The 18,744-nt window shown below is 46.0% G+C and carries 12 protein-coding genes; 7 read left to right on the top strand and 5 right to left on the bottom strand.

Annotated features, from left to right (window positions below; genetic code table 11):
- Window positions 1-159 precede the first annotated feature (159 nt).
- On the top strand, window positions 160-5,325 hold the full coding sequence (locus PGW94_RS00105) for a type IV secretion system protein (protein ID WP_271757118.1): 5,166 nt from the start codon (window positions 160-162) through the stop codon (window positions 5,323-5,325).
- A 54-nt stretch (window positions 5,326-5,379) separates the two neighbouring features.
- Here PGW94_RS00105 and PGW94_RS00100 read toward each other — a convergent pair whose 3' ends face one another.
- From PGW94_RS00100 to carA, 4 genes are all read right to left on the bottom strand, one after another.
- Window positions 5,380-5,985, bottom strand: a complete 606-nt coding sequence (locus PGW94_RS00100) for a DUF2460 domain-containing protein (protein WP_271757115.1) — start codon at window positions 5,983-5,985, stop codon at window positions 5,380-5,382.
- A 272-nt stretch (window positions 5,986-6,257) separates the two neighbouring features.
- A complete protein-coding gene (gene dut / locus PGW94_RS00095) occupies window positions 6,258-6,698 on the bottom strand; it encodes a dUTP diphosphatase (protein WP_271757112.1) in 441 nt (146 codons plus the stop codon).
- Between the two features lie 162 nt (window positions 6,699-6,860).
- Window positions 6,861-7,811 (bottom strand): 4-hydroxy-3-methylbut-2-enyl diphosphate reductase, encoded by a 951-nt coding sequence (ispH, locus tag PGW94_RS00090; RefSeq protein WP_271757110.1) that lies wholly within the window; start codon window positions 7,809-7,811, stop codon window positions 6,861-6,863.
- 1,599 nt (window positions 7,812-9,410) lie between these two features.
- Entirely contained in the window at window positions 9,411-10,505 is a 1,095-nt protein-coding gene (gene carA / locus PGW94_RS00085) for a glutamine-hydrolyzing carbamoyl-phosphate synthase small subunit (protein ID WP_271757107.1), read from the bottom strand.
- A gap of 359 nt (window positions 10,506-10,864) precedes the next feature.
- Between carA and gpmI the strand changes: the two genes are divergently transcribed.
- Window positions 10,865-12,352, top strand: a complete 1,488-nt coding sequence (gpmI, locus tag PGW94_RS00080) for a 2,3-bisphosphoglycerate-independent phosphoglycerate mutase (RefSeq protein ID WP_271757105.1) — start codon at window positions 10,865-10,867, stop codon at window positions 12,350-12,352.
- Between the two features lie 69 nt (window positions 12,353-12,421).
- On the opposite strand, the gene der is transcribed toward gpmI, so the two are convergent.
- Window positions 12,422-13,750 carry a ribosome biogenesis GTPase Der gene (gene der, locus PGW94_RS00075; protein WP_271757103.1) on the bottom strand — a complete coding sequence of 443 codons (1,329 nt, stop codon included), beginning with the start codon at window positions 13,748-13,750 and terminating at the stop codon, window positions 12,422-12,424.
- Between the two features lie 285 nt (window positions 13,751-14,035).
- On the opposite strand from der, the gene PGW94_RS00070 reads away from it, so the two are divergent.
- From PGW94_RS00070 to PGW94_RS00050, 5 genes are read left to right on the top strand one after another with little or no spacing between them, the layout of a single operon-like run.
- Window positions 14,036-15,220 carry a PQQ-binding-like beta-propeller repeat protein gene (locus PGW94_RS00070; RefSeq protein WP_271757101.1) on the top strand — a complete coding sequence of 395 codons (1,185 nt, stop codon included), beginning with the start codon at window positions 14,036-14,038 and terminating at the stop codon, window positions 15,218-15,220.
- Between the two features lie 9 nt (window positions 15,221-15,229).
- Window positions 15,230-16,636 (top strand): dihydrolipoyl dehydrogenase, encoded by a 1,407-nt coding sequence (gene lpdA, locus PGW94_RS00065; protein ID WP_271757099.1) that lies wholly within the window; start codon window positions 15,230-15,232, stop codon window positions 16,634-16,636.
- The gene (locus PGW94_RS00060) at window positions 16,605-17,747 is read left to right on the top strand and encodes an efflux RND transporter periplasmic adaptor subunit (protein WP_271757096.1); all 1,143 of its coding nucleotides are present in this window, start codon (window positions 16,605-16,607) and stop codon (window positions 17,745-17,747) included. The genes lpdA and PGW94_RS00060 overlap by 32 nt, the downstream gene beginning before the upstream one ends.
- Window positions 17,748-17,802: 55 nt before the next feature.
- A complete protein-coding gene (infA, locus tag PGW94_RS00055; protein WP_271757094.1) occupies window positions 17,803-18,051 on the top strand; it encodes a translation initiation factor IF-1 in 249 nt (82 codons plus the stop codon).
- 7 nt (window positions 18,052-18,058) lie between these two features.
- Window positions 18,059-18,649: a Maf family nucleotide pyrophosphatase gene (locus PGW94_RS00050; protein ID WP_271757091.1), complete on the top strand. Its 591-nt coding sequence runs from the start codon at window positions 18,059-18,061 to the stop codon at window positions 18,647-18,649.
- Window positions 18,650-18,744: the final 95 nt, after the last annotated feature.

Raw genomic sequence — 18,744 nt, 5'->3', positions numbered from 1 at the left:
TAGCGGTTGGTCATAACGGGTTGTTAGTTACGTGAAGAGATGTGTAAGGCGGTTCTAGAGCGTAAATGAAGGCTATTTTGAGCAAAAGTTAAGTAAGGATCCTGATAATGGTCCTTTTAGAAGGGATTAGAGAAGTGGAACCGATCTGGTGGAAAGGCAATGGTGATTAGATTTACTTACGGAAATTTACTGGGATCGCTGGTTCTGCTTTGCTTATTTTTGACCTCATGCGGGAGTGATGTACCATTTCCAAGATGTGTTTCTGCAGAGAACTTCAGTGGTGGCACCACAGTTGCAGTGTCTGCTTATTTTGGAGAGGGAAACGTTGATGCTTTTAGAGCAGAGAATGGAGCTCTTGGTAATGGGTCGGTTCCTGGAGCAACCAAGCAACTGGTTCGTTGGCAAGATACAGGGCTAGTGACGGATGGTAATGAGATCGTTGCGAAGATACAAGGTGCATGGATCCCCTGGGAAAAACATGGAAACAGCAGTAGTTCGCAGATTTCAGTCAATACGGGTATATCGAGGCCCGCAGACCTTTCAAACGAGTTCTACGATTCTGTGGTTGATATTGACAGAGTGTGTGGTCCTTATGAGAAAAATGTCAAGAAGGTGGGTAACTGCGATTTGCAGTGCTTTAGTATCCCAGCAGGAGATCAAACTGCAGTAGGCAAGTATGGACGGCCATGCTGGTTGGAACAGGGATACGGTGCGTATTTGTTGTTCAAAAAGCCCGGTGATGAGGATCCTAACGCTACGCTGGACATAATAGAGTTTCCGAAATCACCCACCACACATTTGGGTTATGAGGGTGCTCAAGTAGGCGGTGAAGCAATGTACCACTCTGACACGAATGGTATATACGATATAGGCTGCAAGAAGATAAAACCACAGGCCGGCTGGAAAATATACGTCAAGATTCTAGACAATTACTATTATGACAATGCGGGGGGATATAGTCTCGAGTTCACCAAAGGCGTAGTGCGGGGGAAGAACACTGACATATTTGAGTACGTACGCAAGTTAGTAAGAGGTGAGCTCGACAAGGCAGGTCAAGGAATATTCAAGAATATAACCAGCAACAAGACTTTTAAGAATCTTGTATACGCGATTATCACGTTGTTCTTAGTGGTTACGTCCCTCGTATACGTTATGGGTATGGTGCGGACACCTCTAGTGGACTTGATTGTCAGGTTGCTGAAAGTCATTTTGGTTCTGCTCTTAATTTCGCCCAACAGTTGGGACTTTTTCTATAACCACCTTTTGCAGATGTTCATAAAAGGTGTGGACGAAATAATTGCGATAATAAATGGTTACGCCATTGGTCAGGAGTTCAGAGCGGATACACCGTTCTCCTTCATGGACATAATGATACGTGACAGAATATTTTCTCCGGTTGTGTGGGAAGCCAAGGCTAGGGCTCTTATCACCGCCGACTGGTCGTCAATTTTCGCGCTCCTGATCATTATAATTGCGGTACTTTTCTACATAGGCCTATGCATGTATGGGTTCGTTATTTACCTAACTGCATTTGTGGGTATTACGTTCCTCATATCGCTGATGCCGATTTTGTTTATTGGGGCATTGTTTTCTAGGTTTAGAAGTCTCTTCGACGGATGGCTTACACAGTGCATAAGCTTCTCTATGCAAGCGATACTGATGTTCACGCTTATAGCGATGTTTGGCACGCTGATAATGCATTACTACTACAGGATCTTTGGATTTACAGCATGCTACAACGAGTGGATGCATCTTAAGTTTCTGTATATCCTGGACAAGAAATTCTATGAATGGACTCCTGGACAAAAGTACGACTCAATAAAAATTGGCTGGAGTGGGGTAGAGAAAAGATCCTATCCAGCTGCGGGAACTACTGCTAGATATTCATTTACTGGCGGTGGTGCGGTTATAAAGGTTCCACCGGACTACAAGTATAAAGACTTCCGGTACGTTGACTATCCATTTTTAGATCCGGATACGAAGAGCAGTACGGTTTATGGCGGCGTCGTTCTTAAAGACAGTGTTGTTAGTAGCACTTTGGCGGCGACTGCTCCGAAGGTCAATCCTATGGAGAATTTAGCTACACTCACTAATATGCTTGTTGCGGCAGAGAGAGCTAATGCAATAGCACGTATAGTTAGCAGAATAGAGAAAGAGCTAGAGGTACTGGAAAAGTCACAACATGTCGGCACTTCGGCCAAAAAGACATTTGCCGATCTTGTAGATAAGGCACGGGCTAGCACAAATCAAACACGATGGGACGAGCCAGGTTTTAAAACTCAGCTAGTTAGCGTATTGGCATCGCAAGTACTGACTAATCATACAGTTCCTGGAACACCTTTGAAGGATCTGGAAAAGCAGTATGACTACAATATTATCAAGAACATCAAGCAAGGCTGGATAGTAATGTGGTCTGAAGTTTTTGGCCTAATACTAGTTACATTCCTCATATGGCAAATGCGAGCTTTCGTCCAGAATGTGGCGGTCATGCTATCTGGTGGTGGAATGATGTCACAGACCGTTGGATCTATGTACAGTGAAGGGTTTGCGAGGATTTTCTCCAGCGTTCCGGTATTAGGTAGGGTTATAGAAACTGTTGATAGAGGTGTGGACGGGGTAAGGATGTTTGCTCGGTCCAAGATCATGGATGTAGTGGGCGGAGCTGCATCGGCTCCTGAGAAATTGCTTGGTAGGGTTCCTGTTGTTGGCGGTGCATTTGGTGCTGTAATGGCGGGTATGCGACGCACGGCGTCCGCGTTAACGGCATCGTATACAGAGGAGGAAATGTACTCAATGAAGTCCATTTCTCCAAGGTTTGACTATGCTACCGCATGGCTTGGGGCGCACTTAGGATTATCACCTTTGGACGCGATGAAGTACGTAGGGTCGTTTTCTGTAGGTAAGCTTACGGGTTCTACCAGCGGAAGTATTATGAAGAACATCCGACAGGATCGTGCTACATTGCTGAAAAATCTTCGTGCTCTGACTATTGGTGTTGATAAGCACAAACCGAGCAAATACGTGCCGGCCAAGGCTGATGATGACACGCATAATCCTTTCAGGCGTGCGGATTCTGCTATGGGTAAGGGTAAGCATCGCCATAAAGGGGATGATTCGCTTTTCGGGGATAAGGGAGGTATGCATATCAATAGGCATAACTTCTGGGAAGCTGTAGATACGCTTCATGGTCTCAAAGTTATGCTGAAGCACGCAAAAGATGAGAAAGCAGCGCTCAAGATAAGGGAAGATATACAGCGCTTGAAGGATGAAATTAATGTAATGTCGTATAAGGCTCCAGATAGAGTGCCAGAATTAAGCGAATACATATTTTCACCCGGATCTGTGGACTTTGATGGTCTGGAGGCGCGCGCCCTTGAGCGCAGGGGTGTCATAGGGCACGATAAGCATCATGTTGAACAAGTTCACGGGTTTGCTCAGCAGTACGATGGTGACTTGTTGCAGGATCCAGGAGATGGATCTGTTGTATATAGCACAGTGTCAGGGCCTGGAGAAACGGGTGATATTGTGCAAGAAGGCACGAGAGATGACGTGCGCGAAGCTACGCATGGAGATGATTCTACAGCACTCAATTATGCTGCGGTTGAGCATAAGGGATTGTCTGGCGCACGTCCAGATGCGGCAGAGGTTATTTATGAGGAAATCCAGAAGCGCAGCAGTGAGGTGGGGGCGAGTGTTGATGATAACCAGGAACCCGTTGTTAGTAGAGCTGCAGGTGTTGAGGATATTGACCTTATTACAGAGGATTTGATGGCCGGTGCATCGAGCACGGTGCATGATGATGGAAGTAGTAACGACACTACGGCAGGGGATAATGGGTCGGAGAGTGAAGGGTTTGCTAAAGCTGCAAGTTCGTCTCCAGATGAGCATGATAAGAAAGGAGAGGGTGAAACCAGCGACCACGATGAGGAAAACATAGGCAATGCGCTCACAAGTTCACGTGGTGGTGTTGAAGAGTTCTTAGGTGATATTACAGAAGAATCAGGTAAGGATCATGACTTAGGCGCTGATAGCGTGCAGCAAAGAACTGAAGAATCAGGTGATCCGGTAGCCGATGACTCAGTACACAAGAAAGACGAAGAAGGTACCGAGCAGCAAACTCCTGCAACCACCGAAGAAGACGACGATGACTACTCAGATGCCTTTGCTCGCATGTTTGATGAAAATCAGACGCAGGGTGCAGGGGATGCAGAACCTGATCAAGACGACGATGATTATTCCGATGCTTTCGCAAGGCTGTTTAGTGAAGATACAGAAGAAGGTGCTGCCAACGAGGATGAACTGGGGGGTGATGAATACTCTGAAGCTTTTGCAAGGCTATTCAGTGAAGATACGGAAGGAGGCGCTGATGACGGTGAGGAAGATGACGATTACTCAGATGATTTAGCAAAGCTCTTCGATGAAAATCCGGATGCAGGGGAAGCTGCAGAGGAGGACGATGATTACTCGGAAGCTTTTGCTAGGATGTTTGACGAAAGTGAAGCTGCCAAGGATCATGTTGAGCATGAACTAGAGCATCTTGACGACCATTCCGAGGAGTTTACAAAGCTGTTTGATGAAGAGAAGCTTCATCACTATGAGTCACCGGAAGCGTTGCATGATGATTATGGAAGTGCATATAGCGCAGAAAAGGCTGCTGAAGAAGACTTACATAAAGCTATGAAGAAGCCAATTGGGATGAGCCCTAAGAGTTCTAAGGGTGGTGCAGGAAAAGCTAGCTCGAGTGGATCTGGGCGTTCTGAGTCGACCAAAGAAGAGTCTGGAGGCATTTACGAACTGAAGAAGAAAGAGCCTAAGGCTGGCAAGAGCAAGGAGAAAGAAAAAGAAGCAGTTGCCTCAGCAATTGCGAAATTACGTAAGAAAGATGATGGCATTGACGTTGGAGCGCTAGCAGCAGGTGCTTTGAAGAGTGCACTGTTTAAGGGCTTGGGTAGAGGCAAGCCGGTCGGTGGAGAAGTGAGTGATGTTGTCAAGATTATTGATAGCGCCGTGTCTGAGGGTGCTAAAGAACGCATGGAAAAGAAAGTTACATCGATTGTGCCCGATGAATTAGTTTCTAGTGAAGGAAAGGTACGGAGCAGAGCAGAAGTCACTTCTAAGGATAATGACGCAAAATACAGGAGGAATATGTCGCGTCTACAGAGTCAGCTTCAAGAATTACGTGTTCGTGCTGCTCGTGGTAACCTTCAGGAGAAAGAGCGTGCAGATTTGAATAAGAGAATCGCAGAGCTCGAAGCTGCGATAAGATCGCTTAACCAAGAGGAGGGGGGGGTGGATATAAGACCTAAGCCCAAATCGGAGATATAGTGGGGTGCACGACTCATGTTGTATGGTAAGAGTACGAGGCACGGGTGATTTGGGTTAGTCTTTGACCTCGATAAGCGGTATTTCTGGGCATCGGTATCTTCCATAGCCGTCAATTGAGCAGGGAAGGTAGTCTGTGTCAAATCTTGTGAGCACGTCGAATTCAAAATCTGCATATATGTCTACTCCTGGTGCAGGGGGATTAGTAAAGCTCACAAGGCCGCTGTTGTAATCAACTGCGTAGTCTTTCTTATGAGCCTGCAATGCGTCTTTCAGGTATATCTTTACTGTTCCTTCCACAGGTTTGGTAATAGTTCGCCTATAAAGATTGGTGCCCGCAGAATATTTTTTTATGAGCTGAAACTTTGATAGAATTCCGTCGCCCACGCCAATTTTTTGGTGTACAGCTTTGTAATCAGCCCAGTCTTTGAAACGAAAAGGTATAGCTTTCCCCTTATGGGCGTAAAAAAACTCTACCAAAGCTGAAAATTCCGCCTCAGATTTTACACCATAGATCACATTGTACTTACAGCGTGAGTGAACCCAATTAATGATTCTGTGTTCATGGTCATTTTCCAGTTTGACTACATTTGTCGAAAAATAAGGACCGCCTACAGAGCCGTACGATATATCTACGGGAAACCTTGCGATATCTTCTTGCATTACATCTCAGTGTACATAGCGTAATGTCTTATACCAGTCTCTATCCTTTACGGTAATCACTTTATTTTGTAATGCTCAGCAGAATAAACATATGCAGCTACGCACCCATGTTCATAATCCACATTTACAATGATTGACTTTCTACCCAAGCATGTATAAGTGCACTGACACCGAGTGCTCTGTCAGCTGCTAGCACACGAAATAAAATGTGCCGGCACGAACAGAACAGAGACAAAACCCATGTGGTGACACTTTAATTTGAGATTGGCCTCTTATGTGCCAGTAGAACCAAAACCGCCGCTGCCGCGCTGGGTATCAGAAATGTTTGTTTTTTCCTCCCAAACAATCCGTGTAACCGGAGCTACAACAAGCTGCGCTATTCTGTCACCATAATGAACAACGTATGCATCACTACCGAAATTTGCCAATATTACGACTATCTCCCCTCTGTAGTCAGCATCAATGGTTCCTGGGGAGTTCAAGACGACTACTCCAGCTTTTGCAGCCAGCCCCGACCTTGACCTGACCTGGGCTTCATACCCATCGGGAAGCTCAATGATTATGCCGGTACGTACCTTACACCTCTCACCGGGGTGTATTACGAGCTCTTCATCATGTGCTGAATACAAATCCAGACCAGCACTTTGTTGTGTTGCATAAGAAGGCAGCGGTAACTTCTCTCCACCCTCTACTCTTACAATACCTACCTTCATCTTCTGTAGAAACCAGTCACAAGACGCGCATGATAGCTCTCTTTCACATATTAGGCAAGCTAATTACGACCCAGGCTGATTCTGCAACTCGTACCGCCGGTTGGAAATAGTATTCTGCTCAACTGGCACCACTTTAGCTTAACACTGCTGTTATCTTGTCCTTTACGCGTCCTTTAACTCAGGCAACTTGAACACTATGTTCTCGCGTACTCCGTCCATCGTAGAGACAGTTGTCTTCATTTTTGACCCAAGGTAGTCAAGGAGTTCCTGTACTACATAATCCGGGGCGGACGCTCCTGCGGTAACGCCAATTTTGCTTACTCCAGTGAACCAGTTCATGTCCACATCTTCGTGAGATCCCACCAGGAAAGAACGCGGATTCCGCACCTTGGCCAATTCGAGTAACCTTCTAGTATTCGAGCTATTCGTCCCACCAACCACTAAGACTACATCGACCATTTCTGAGAGCTGCTTGACAGCATTCTGCCGATTCTGCGTAGCGTAGCAAATGTCCTTTAAATCCGGACCCACAATATTCGGAAACCTTTCCTTCAGTGCATCTATAATCACCCGTGTATCGTCAATGCTCAGGGTGGTCTGCGTTACGTAAGCAAGTTTTGTATCATCCTCCACCTCCAGGCTACGCACGTCATCAGCGTTCTGAACCAACAACACGTTGCTGGGTACCTGCCCCAGACTGCCTTCAACCTCTCTGTGGCCCTTGTGACCTATCAGGATGACCTGATAACCGCTCTTATAATAGCGACAAATCTCCAGATGTACCTTGGTAACAAGAGGACAAGTCGCATCGACAAGCAACAGCCCGAGCTCCTGTGCCTCAAAACGCACTTGCTTAGCAACTCCATGGGCGCTAAAAACCAGAACTGCTCCCTGAGGGACTTCATGAAGAGAGTTCACAAATGTTACGTTCTTGCTTCTGAAGCTCTCAACTACGTGCGAGTTGTGTACAATCTCATGCAGAACATATACAGGCTTATGTGGCGAATACTTATCAACCACTGCATTTAGGATCAGAACCGCCCTCTCAACCCCCGCACAAAAACCGCGAGGCTGAGCAAGCACAATCTCTACCTGTGCTGCACTAGAACCCACAGCGTAACCCTCCTTTTAGACACAGAACGACAATGCGCAACGGCGCCTACCATCAGAGACATGCCAGGAATTAACCAAACACACATGGACGCCGAGTCAAACCCAATTCCGGGACAGCGACCGCACACACTTTTTCCCAGGTTACCATGTGTCAAGATGTTTGTACAGTCTTTTCCACACGCCAAGGTGAAGCCTTTAAGAGGTAAAGATGCCTATGTTGGAGCTCCGGATATGCTATGTACATAGTAGAGATTCCTGTTTGTGCCATTAAGGTAATGCTGCAAAAACATATGGATTACCAGAATTATTTCCCGATTTTGGTAGGGTTATACTGAATGAACGTGCATAGCTCCAAGCAGGTCCAGTGATTTCTGCTATTTTATAGGAAGAGTGCTCGCAGGGTGGCTATTGCATACGCTGGCGAACTCTATATCTTTTGGCGCTACGCATATTCCGATAGCAACATGCTGTTTGTTATACGTGCGCACAAAGTTTTTGCCTTTTTCTCGGGTTTTTGAGTTTGTCACTTCTGTACATGCAGGTTTGTTTTGTAAAACTGTTACTGCGGCAATTTTTTGTACAGCAACTCACGGCTTTACGGGATCCTAGGGGTTTTGTTTTCAAAGTGGAAAATTGCCACTTTGACAGGTGCGCAGCGTTAATGGGCTGCGCTCGGTAGGTTTTCGTGTAGGTGTTTTGCCCTCCGGTATTTTTTCCTGCTAACAGTGTTGTTTCTTCCTGATTACATTAGTGGTGAGGTCCTATAATTACGTTACATGATGTGTGCAGTGAGTTTCTGCATGGCTTTTTCTGGAGGGGGATGGTTTTTAGTAAACACACAGATGCTACTGTAAGTTCTGGGTGTATCGCATTTTCCAGCGATCAGCTGCCGTACTTTATCACGGATTTATGGCACTTTCTCAGTTCACCGATACGGTAAGTAAAGCACACTCAGTGTATTTGTGGAGTTTTCAATTTTTGTTATAACCCAACGCTGTATGTAGTTTTGGAGTACCTGTAGTGTCTTCAAATACGCTATAACAGGAGACCAATTTTTGTTACATAGTACAGTGAATGTTATCGGCATCATGGCCTTTTTGTAGAGCACAAGTATTCGTGGTACCCCTATGGGGATTAAGAATGCAGTGAAGCTTTGTCTTAATGATTGGCCGTGTTAGTGGTCTTGGCTGATATTTTACTGCGCGTATAACGGCAAAACCGTTGTTTCTGGGCGTTAAATATCTTGGTCCCAACATTAGGATGCCGTGTAAGCATATTGTAGCATAATCCCAGCGTAGCATTCTGTCTTGGTGACAACATGTTACGGTTACGGGAAGCGCATTTCGAACGACTTTGTACATGCTACAGCACGAGTTTTATGTTTTCTATACGGAGGGTTCGAAAAATGTAGTCATGTACATGGTTTGGCTTCTGTGGTTCACAGTATGCCTCCCAGAATAATGGCCAGGTGCAAGATGGCGTTATAGAGACTAGGCTGCACAATAAAAAAAGCTACCCATGTGTATTTACACTTACAGTACTTGCTGCAAGTTCGGGACAGAAGAGACCAGAACAATGCAGTTTTGACCGTCAGGGTACTTAGACAAATGTCGACCTGGCAAGGTTTGTGAAGTCTTGGAAAATGTAATGGGAATCTGTGGGTCCAGGGCAACCCTCTGGGTGGAATTGTACGGAGAAAACAGGCCTGTTAGTAAGCCTAATTCCCTCCACAGTTCCGTCAAAGAGAGACGTATGTGTTATCTCTACGTTGCTCGGTAGGGTCTGTTCATCCACAGCATATCCGTGATTTTGGCTAGTTACCTCGACGGCTTTAGTCTCAACATTATACACGGGGTGGTTGCTTCCTCTATGGCCATGGTGCATCTTTACGGTTTTCGCTCCCAGCGCCATTGCAAGAAGCTGATGGCCTAAACATATGCCCAATATTGGAATGCCAGAGTCAAGCAATATATGTAGTTGATCAATTGCATGAGGGCAGAGATCAGCCGGATCACCAGGCCCATTCGATATTACTATTCCACGGGGTTTCAGCGCAAGTGCGCGAGCCGCGAAATCATGCTGTGCTGCAACAACATCTACTGCGCAACCCAACCGCGTTAGCGCACTAAATATGCCGCGCTTCGCACCGAGATCTATCACGCACACCCTAAGACCAGCAGCGGATACATTGTGGTCTACCAAGTGAGGAAGCTCGGTAGCAAGAGTACGGGTTTTATAAGCACATGCAATGCCCTGTAGACCCTGGATGTCTACCTTTCCGGTGTCACTAAAGTGGTGTATCACACCAATCTTTGTGCCATGTTCACGCAAGTGACGTGTAATCGCACGAGTATCGACATCAGCTATACCAGTGAGGCAGTTGGCCTCCATCCAAATATTAAGATCTGTATGGGACGACACATGTGATGCGCACGAGACCTCTCGCACCACTATGCCTTTGGCTAGAGCACGCCCACACTCGAAGTCTTTATTGTTTATGCCCACATTGCCAATGTGCGGGAATGTGAATGTAACTATCTGTCCAGCAAACGATGGATCAGTTATTGTGTATTGATACCCAGTGAATCCAGTGGTAAAACACACTTCCCCTACACAGTCTACTCTACTCCCGAGTGATCTGCCAAAAAAGTACCTTCCATCGGAAAGTACAATCACCGCATTATGAAATGCCACGTCCTATACTTGCGCAAAAGTCAAACTCCCATATCATAACAAAGACGTCGGCGTATTAACAGACATTTATGTAAGAAACCACAGCTGTGGGAAATTATCGCGATGCATAATGTGCGCAAGGCTCAAGCAGATGAGAGAACTTGTCGTTTTTGTTTCCAAGCAGCCCTATAGATTTTTTATTAGGGTTACACAGCAAACGGTTTTTGGTCGGATGCATGCGCGAAATTTGTTCATATTCCATGAAAAACATGTTGGTATGCGATGGGCAGGAGGAAAAACTCTAGTTGTGTGTGATAGTTGTTTACGTGTAGGCATGACGTAGGTAAAATCGCCCTGTTTGGCGTGTAGCATTGGCGATTATGACAGGTAGTAATAACGTTGTTCTCTGCATCCTGGATGGGTGGGGTAACGGCACTGGGGGGAAGTACGATGCCATACACGGGGCCCATAAACCGTTTTGGGATTCCGTTGTAGCGCGCTGCCCGCGCAGCAGCCTGTCAGCCAGCGGTGAAGACGTAGGGCTTCCTCCCGGTCAGGTTGGGAACTCGGAAGTCGGGCACATAAGCATAGGATGTGGGAGAGTGGTTCTACAGGACTTGCTGCGCATAAATCTTGAGATCAAGGACGTGCGCCAGAACCCAAAGTTGCTCGATTTTGTGCGTAAGATTGCTGACAGGGGAGGTGTATGCCACATGGTCGGTTTGCTCTCTGATGGAGGCGTGCATTCTCATCAGGCCCACATGGAGGCCTTGATACAAGCAGTTACTGGGTTCAACATAAAGGTGTTGGTACACGCTATCCTGGATGGGAGAGATGTTCCGCCTAGCTCTGCGAAAAGGTATATTGAGGGTCTAAACGCCAGGGTTGGTCATCTCAACGTTGAGATAGCGACGGTCTCTGGTCGTTACTACGCTATGGATAGAGACAACCGCCTTAACCGGACAAGCAAAGCATACTGTGCTATTGCGCATGCTGAGGGTGAGAAGAGAGGGAGTGCTCTTGAGGCTGTTGAGCGAAGCTATGGTGATGGCATTACGGATGAGTTTGTTGTGCCTGTGGTTATTGGAAATTACCGTGGCATTATGCCAGAGGATGGTGTTCTGTTTACGAACTTCAGAAATGACAGGGTCCTACAGCTGCTAGATATGTTTCTGAGCAAGTTGCCTGAAGTGAGTGGCATGTTGGGCATGAGAAGGTACTCTAAGAAGTTAAACATTGAAAGCTTATTTGCCCCTGTTGATTTGAATGGAACTCTGGGCGAGGTAGTGTCTGAGTGTTCTCTCAAGCAGCTACGTATTGCCGAGACGGAGAAGTTTGCTCATGTGACTTTTTTCTTCAATGGGGGAAGGGAAGCTCCGTTTGATGGAGAGGACAGGGTCATAATACCTTCTCCTAAGGTGAGCACATATGATTTGCAGCCTGAAATGTCGGCTATTGCTGTTACCGATTCCCTTGTTGAGAGGATACACTCCAACGAATATGCGCTTGTCGTTGTAAATTATGCTAATGCCGATATGGTTGGACACACTGGAAATATAGAAGCAGCGAAAAGAGCAGTGGAGGCTGTTGATAGCTGTTTGCAGAGGGTTTTTGATGCAGCGAATCGCACTGGCGCCATAATGCTAATTACTGCAGACCACGGAAATGCAGAGAAGATGTTTGATATTCAAAATGGCTCTCCGTTTACTGCACATACGTCAAGCACAGTGCCGTTTGTTATATGCAATGCAGGGCGTGAGGTAAAGCTTGCGGATGGAAGGCTTTGCGATGTAGCGCCCACGGTACTTGAGCTTATGGGTATCAGAAAGCCTGATGCCATGACAGGTCTCTCTCTGTTGGTTCAGTGATTGTGAGAGTTGACCGCAGTTTTCTGTGTCTACTTGCGAGCATAGAAAGTTAGAACGCGCTTTGTGGTGTCAGTTGTCCTTAGAGTAAGGGTTTGCGCTTTTTCTGAAGATCATTCTAATCGGTACTCCTTGCATGGAAAAATGCTCTAGGAATCGGTTCTTTAGATACGATTTGTAAGTTTTCTCAAGGTCTAGGGTATTCGTGTGTATCACGAAGGTTGGCGGAAGGGTTCCAATTTGAGATATGTACTTTAGCCGCACCTTCCTTTTGTTGCTTTGAAGATGTGGCGGATGGTGATCTAGAGCCGCACCTAGCCATTTATTGAGTTTTGATGTGCTTATATGTGTACTGGATGCCTCATAGAGCTTTATTGCTCTGTCCAGGACCTTATCACACCCCACGTTTTTTAATGCGGATATTTTCAATATTGGCACTTCAAAATCCACCCTGCTATGCTGTCGGATCTCGCTCAATATTGAATCTACTACTGCCTTATTATCTATCAGATCAGATTTATTCAAAGCTACTACAATGCCTTTCCCATCCTCGATTGCAGCACTCGCAATTGCTAGATCTTGGTGATTTATGCCCTGGGTAAAATCTACCATTAATATCACCACGTTGGATTGTGAAAGAGCGTTCATAGCAGACTGCACAGAAAGCTTCTCCATGTTTTCAGTGATTTTCGCTCGTCTTCGTATTCCTGCAGTGTCGGTGATGAGAAGTTTTATTCCCTTGTATGCGTACTCAGTGCTGATAGCATCACGGGTTGTGCCCGCTGTGGAATCCGTTATTACTCTCTTTTCTCCCAAAACACTGTTCAAAAATGTGGATTTCCCGACATTGGGTTGGCCTATTATAGATATGGCGATTGGTTTGCGAGATTCTCGTTTTTGTTTCTTATTTTCATCTATAAGCGGAGCTAAAACATCATACAAGTCAGGCATGCCAAGGTTATGTTCTGCAGATATGTACACAGGACCTAGGAATCCAAAGTACTCCATAGTATCTACTGGTGGCGCACATTCCTTTTTACCTTCGCACTTGTTTACTATCAAAACTATTGGCTTATTGGTTGTTTTACTAAGCCACTTACCTAATATCGAATTGTTTGTATCTTCAGCATTCTTGGCATCTACGACAAAAAAAACTATGTCAGCGTACTCAAGTGCAAGTTCAACTTGCTTTGTGACAGCTGATTGTATTCCGTCACCGTCAGCGATTCCGCCAGTGTCGATTGCTATAAAATTAAGGCCACAGAAACTAACAGGGGCTTCCTTTCTGTCTCGTGTAACGTGAGGTACATTGCTAACTATGGCAGACTTTCTTTTTGTTAGTCGGTTGAATAAGGTAGATTTTCCAACATTTGGTAGCCCAACTATAGCTACTTTTTGCATAATTAACACCCGAGTAGTACTTACCCTAGGGATTATACCTGCAATATCTTAACTGTGAAGCTTACACATACTTCAGGAACTTACATAGCATGTTATACCATAAACAGCATGTATAGATTTCCAATCTAAAGAATACCTCACATATCCCTATTTTGCTGTATCTGGATTGTACTTTTCGTAAATGTTACTCTCATCGTTCTAGTCAAAATGGCCGCATAAAATAGGTTGATTTTTTGCATCAGTTGCCCGATCATGGACCGGGTTTTTTGTAAAATCGTAATCAAGATGCGTTTTCTTGCGGCTGTGTTTGTATGTCTGTCTTTTGTACATGGTGCCGGTGCTGTTGCTGGAGTATCTACCAACACTGGTGTAAATGAAGATGTGCATTTTTTGCGAAACATAATGAAAACGGCGTCTGAAGCTGATGATACGTTTTCACGAGTTAGTGTTATTAAGGGAAGTGCGTCGCACTTGGCGCTTATTCCTGGTGACAGTGGTGTGATTGTTATTGCGCTGGACGATCAAGGTAGGCTTACAGCCCTTAATAGGGGAGACGATTCTGGTAAGGTTTTATGGTATGTTGCTCTGGCCGATGGAAGGCGCCCTGCGTATTCTGTGAGCCTGCTCTACTCGCAGGGTGTGATTTTGTGCTCCATAGACAATGTACTGTATGGTTTGGATCCTGGCACTGGGCAGGTAAAGTGGAAGAGCGTTTTGAGGAACTTCTTGGGCGGAGATTTGGTGCTTCTTAATGAAGGACAATCCGTTGCTGCATTTACTATAGACGGATATCTGTATGTCTTTGACGTAGGGACAGGCGGGTTGCTTTGGCACCGCGAAGAGACAGGTGTGCAAGTTAGAACTAGAAGCGATTTGTCTGTGGCGTATTCTGCAGATAAGCACTTTGTTGTGGTCGTTTTGCCGGATGGCAGGGTACTGTGCCTGGATTCATACAGTGGGGATCAAATGTGGGGCAGTACGCTAAATAAGGTGAGTGAAGGCCTTGTGGGTCGCGTGAACATTTCACCAGTGATTGTTGGAAATTGGGTATTTGCAGCTGATAGCGATGGTGCGCTAGTTGGCATCAATCTCACAACGGGAGAAAGTCAGGTGGCTGGTGTCCTTGGTGTTAAGGGCATCTCTAAGGTAGATGAAGAATCTGTGTTTGTTGTTACAGGAGGCGATGAGTTACTGGCTATAGATGCGGAAAGTAAAACACATCTTTGGAAGCTTTCGTTGAAATCGTTCAGGAATAGGAATGGCCTGCGATGGAATTCTCCAATCATGGTTGGTGATAAGCTGTGGCTTATGAGTAGTGAAGGACATTTTTTGGGAATAAATGCATTCTCTGGTGCTTTAGAGGAGTCGTATCTGATTCCGGGCATGGGTGTGTTTTCACGTACTCCACTTCATGTAGCCTCTACCGTATATGCTGCAGCGGGGAGACGGGGCTTGATAGTCATTTCATAGGTATTTGTCATGGGTAGCTGTAACTACGATGTCGTCGTTATAGGAGCGGGGCCTGGTGGGTATAAGTGTGCTCTCAAGGCTGCAAAACTAGGGCTAAGCGTTGCGTGTATAGACGAAAATAGCCAGTGTGGTGGGACATGCCTTAGAGTAGGGTGCATACCCTCTAAGGCTTTACTTGAGTACTCGTACAGCTACTACGCTGCCAAGAAGCATTTTCCCAAATTTGGGGTCATGGCCAAGGATGTGACCTTTGACCTTAAGAGCATGTTTGAGGTAAGGGACAAAGAAGTGTCTCTTCTGAGTTCGGGAATAGAAGGTTTATTCGCGTCTGCGGGTGTGCGTAGACTGCATGGAATTGCAAAGGTTGAGGGTAAAGAGGGTGACTACTTTGCAGTTTCTGTTGGTATGCATGATGGGTCTGTGCAAAAGGTGCAGGCTAGGAACGTAGTTTTGGCTACTGGATCTGTTCCAGCAGGATTGCCTGGTATAGATGTTGATGGTGCTTCGGTTATTTTTTCCGATTTAGCCTTGAATATGCAGGTGCCAAAGAGGCTTCTGGTCATAGGAGCTGGAGCCATAGGTTTAGAGATGTCCTCGATATGGAGTAGGTTGGGAGCCGAAGTTACTGTAGTAGAGTATGCTGATAGGATTGCCGCCGGGTTCGATGGGGAAGTGAGCAAGGTGTTGCTTGGGTGCCTTGAAAAGCAAGGTATAAGCTTCTGCTTGTCTCAGAAGGTTGTCTCTGTTGAAAAAAAGAAAACTGGGATTTTTGCAAAATGTGAGTCTGTTAGCGGTGGTGTGACATCTACTATTGAAGCGGATGTTGTCTTGGTGGCTGTTGGTCGTAAGCCCAATGTTAAGGGTGTTGTGGAGATGGCGGGATTGCTTTTGGATGACCGGGGCTTCGTGCGCGTTGATGACATGTTAGAGACTAGCATAAAAGGCATTTATGCCATAGGCGATGTGATAGGTGGTGCGATGCTTGCTCATAAGGCGGAGATAGAAGGTCACGCTGTTGCTGAGATCTTGGCAGGTGGTGTTGCGCGTGTTGACTACGGCGTTGTGCCAACGGTCATATATACACATCCTGCTGCGTCTTCTGTGGGCAAAAGTGAGGATTATCTCAAGAGTGTTGGTTATGGATACAAAGTAGGGAAAAGTAATTTTGCCGCTAATGGTAGGGCTAGGGTGTCGTGTGATACTGATGGCTTTGTGAAGGTGGTTGTCTGTAAGGAGACTGATGTGATACTTGGGGTTCATATTGTTGGCGCTAGTGCCGATACTATGATCAATGAAGCAGCTGTTGCTTTGGGCTATAGGGCTACTGCTAGGGATATCTGTCATGTTTGTCATTCTCATCCTGATGTGAATGAGGTATTTAGGGATGCGTGCGAGATTGCTCACAATAAGCGCTAAGAGACTTGCAGAGAGTGCATTGAAGCTAAAGCTAAGGTATAAGGTAGCTATTGCATTAGTTATTGTATGTGCGTTGTGGCTCAATGGTGGCCGGTTTTATCATAGGGGCGCGTTAGATAGTACCATAGTAGGTACGGCGGATTCTGGTGACATTATAGACATTGCCGAGTTGCGTGTTAGCAACAGGAAAGTGTTGAAAATACTGCCTGCTAAGGTGCATGCTGTGAGGTCTGTAGGAGTTGTATCTGAGGTTGGTGGTAGGGTAGAAGAGATTTTGCTAAAGGGTGGCAGCTCTGTTGTGCAAGATCAAGTGATTCTGAAGATAGAGGAGCATGGTCAGTTAGAGCTTCTGGAGCAAGCAGAAGAGTTATTAAGGCAGCGAAAGCTTGAGTATGACGCTGCGGAATCGCTAGGTTCTACGGGGTACAGGTCTCAGGTGCATGAACAGGCGACTCTAGTCGCGCTCAAGGATGCTGAAGCTAATCACAGGAATGCACAGTTTAACTACAAGAATACCGCTATTAGGGCTCCGTTTTCAGGGGTGGTTGATGAAATTTTTCCTCAAGTAGGCTCTGTTATTGGTGCAGGGCAGCTTGTTGCTAGGATAGCGGATTTTGAGACTCTCAAGGTTGTTACGTATTTGCCAGAGGGAGATGTGCCCTATGTGAGAGTAGGTGATCTTGCAGGAGTGACTCTGGGGCGTAACGGGGTTGTGTTGCCTGGGGAAGTGAGTTTTGTGGGAAGGGTTGTGTCTCCAGAGACCAAGTCCTGCAGGGTAGAAATTTTGGTTGATTACAGAGACAATGGTGCTTACGTGGCGGATGGCATGTCTGCAGAAGTGGGTCTTGCTGTGGGAGAGGTGAGAGCGTATAAAATACCGTCTACATCCCTTAGTCTTGGTGACGATGGTGTAGTGGGAGTCAAGATACTTGATGAAAATGACACGGTAAGGTTTCTGGGTGTTGAGATAGTTGACGACGACAATAAAGGTCATTTGTGGGTTTCTGGTATACCCTATGGCGAGGTCAGATTGATAGTTAGAGGGCATGAATATGCGCTGGATGGAGAGTTAATGGAAGGTATAACTCATAGTGTGCAGAGCTCAAACTGATTGCAATGGTTGCACGTATATCTTACAATGTCGGCCATGTCGTTTTTTCTGGTGAATGGTGAAAACTAAGGAGGGAGTTGCAAGGGTTGAAGGTGTTGTCATGAAATTGCTCAGGGATGCAGTTTTTATAGTAAGGCTGAGCGATGGATATGAGATAATGGCGCACGCTTCTGGTAGAATACGCAAGAGTAAGATACGTATACTTATGCATGACAGGGTCATAGTTGAAGTTAGTACGTATGGTGTGCATAAGGAAGGATTGGGTAAGGGTAGAGTAGTCAGTAGGCTTAGGAACAAGGACTGAGGGCATTGTGCTAAAAATAGATAGTTTAGTACTACCATCGTCTTCGGAGTATCGTCTTAGTCTGTTGGAGCAGATCGGGGTAGTGCCCGGTGAGGTTGTTTCTCCCGATGTTGATGAGTCTGTTAACCGCGGTGAGTTGCCTAGGTCGTATGCTGAGCGTGTTGCTAAAGACAAAGTGGTAAAGGTGGCTGCAACCAGGCCCGGTATGTTTGTGCTCGGAGCTGATACAGTTGCTTACTGTGGCAGACGGGTGATGTTAAAGACGGATGACGTTGATCAGGCTATTGGGTACTTAAGACTCGTCTCGGGTAGAAGACACAGGGTTTGTACTGCGATTTGTCTTAGCACTCCCGAAGGTGAGTTTCGTACACGCAGTGTTGTTAGTATAGTAAAGTTCAAGCGACTGTCGGAAGGCGAGATAAGCTATTATGCGCATTCTGGCCAGTGGAAAAACAAAGCGGGTGGTTACAGTATTCAGGGATGGAGTAGCGCGCTGATTTCTTGGATGCAGGGTTCGTATTCTGCGGTAGTAGGGCTGCCATTGCATGAAACGTACTGTTTGTTGAGTGGATATTTCGATTTAGTACATATTCCTTGATAAAGCTATAGACGCCTGGTAGTATCGTGTGGGCTTGCGTAGTCTGCGGCCCGACATTTCGCACACAGCTGCACGATGGTCCTGCTTAGTTGCGG

It is taken from the genome of Candidatus Anaplasma sp. TIGMIC (genome assembly GCF_028204095.1).
Lineage (GTDB): Bacteria > Pseudomonadota > Alphaproteobacteria > Rickettsiales > Anaplasmataceae > Anaplasma.
This window is presented reverse-complemented; position numbering and strand designations above follow the sequence as displayed.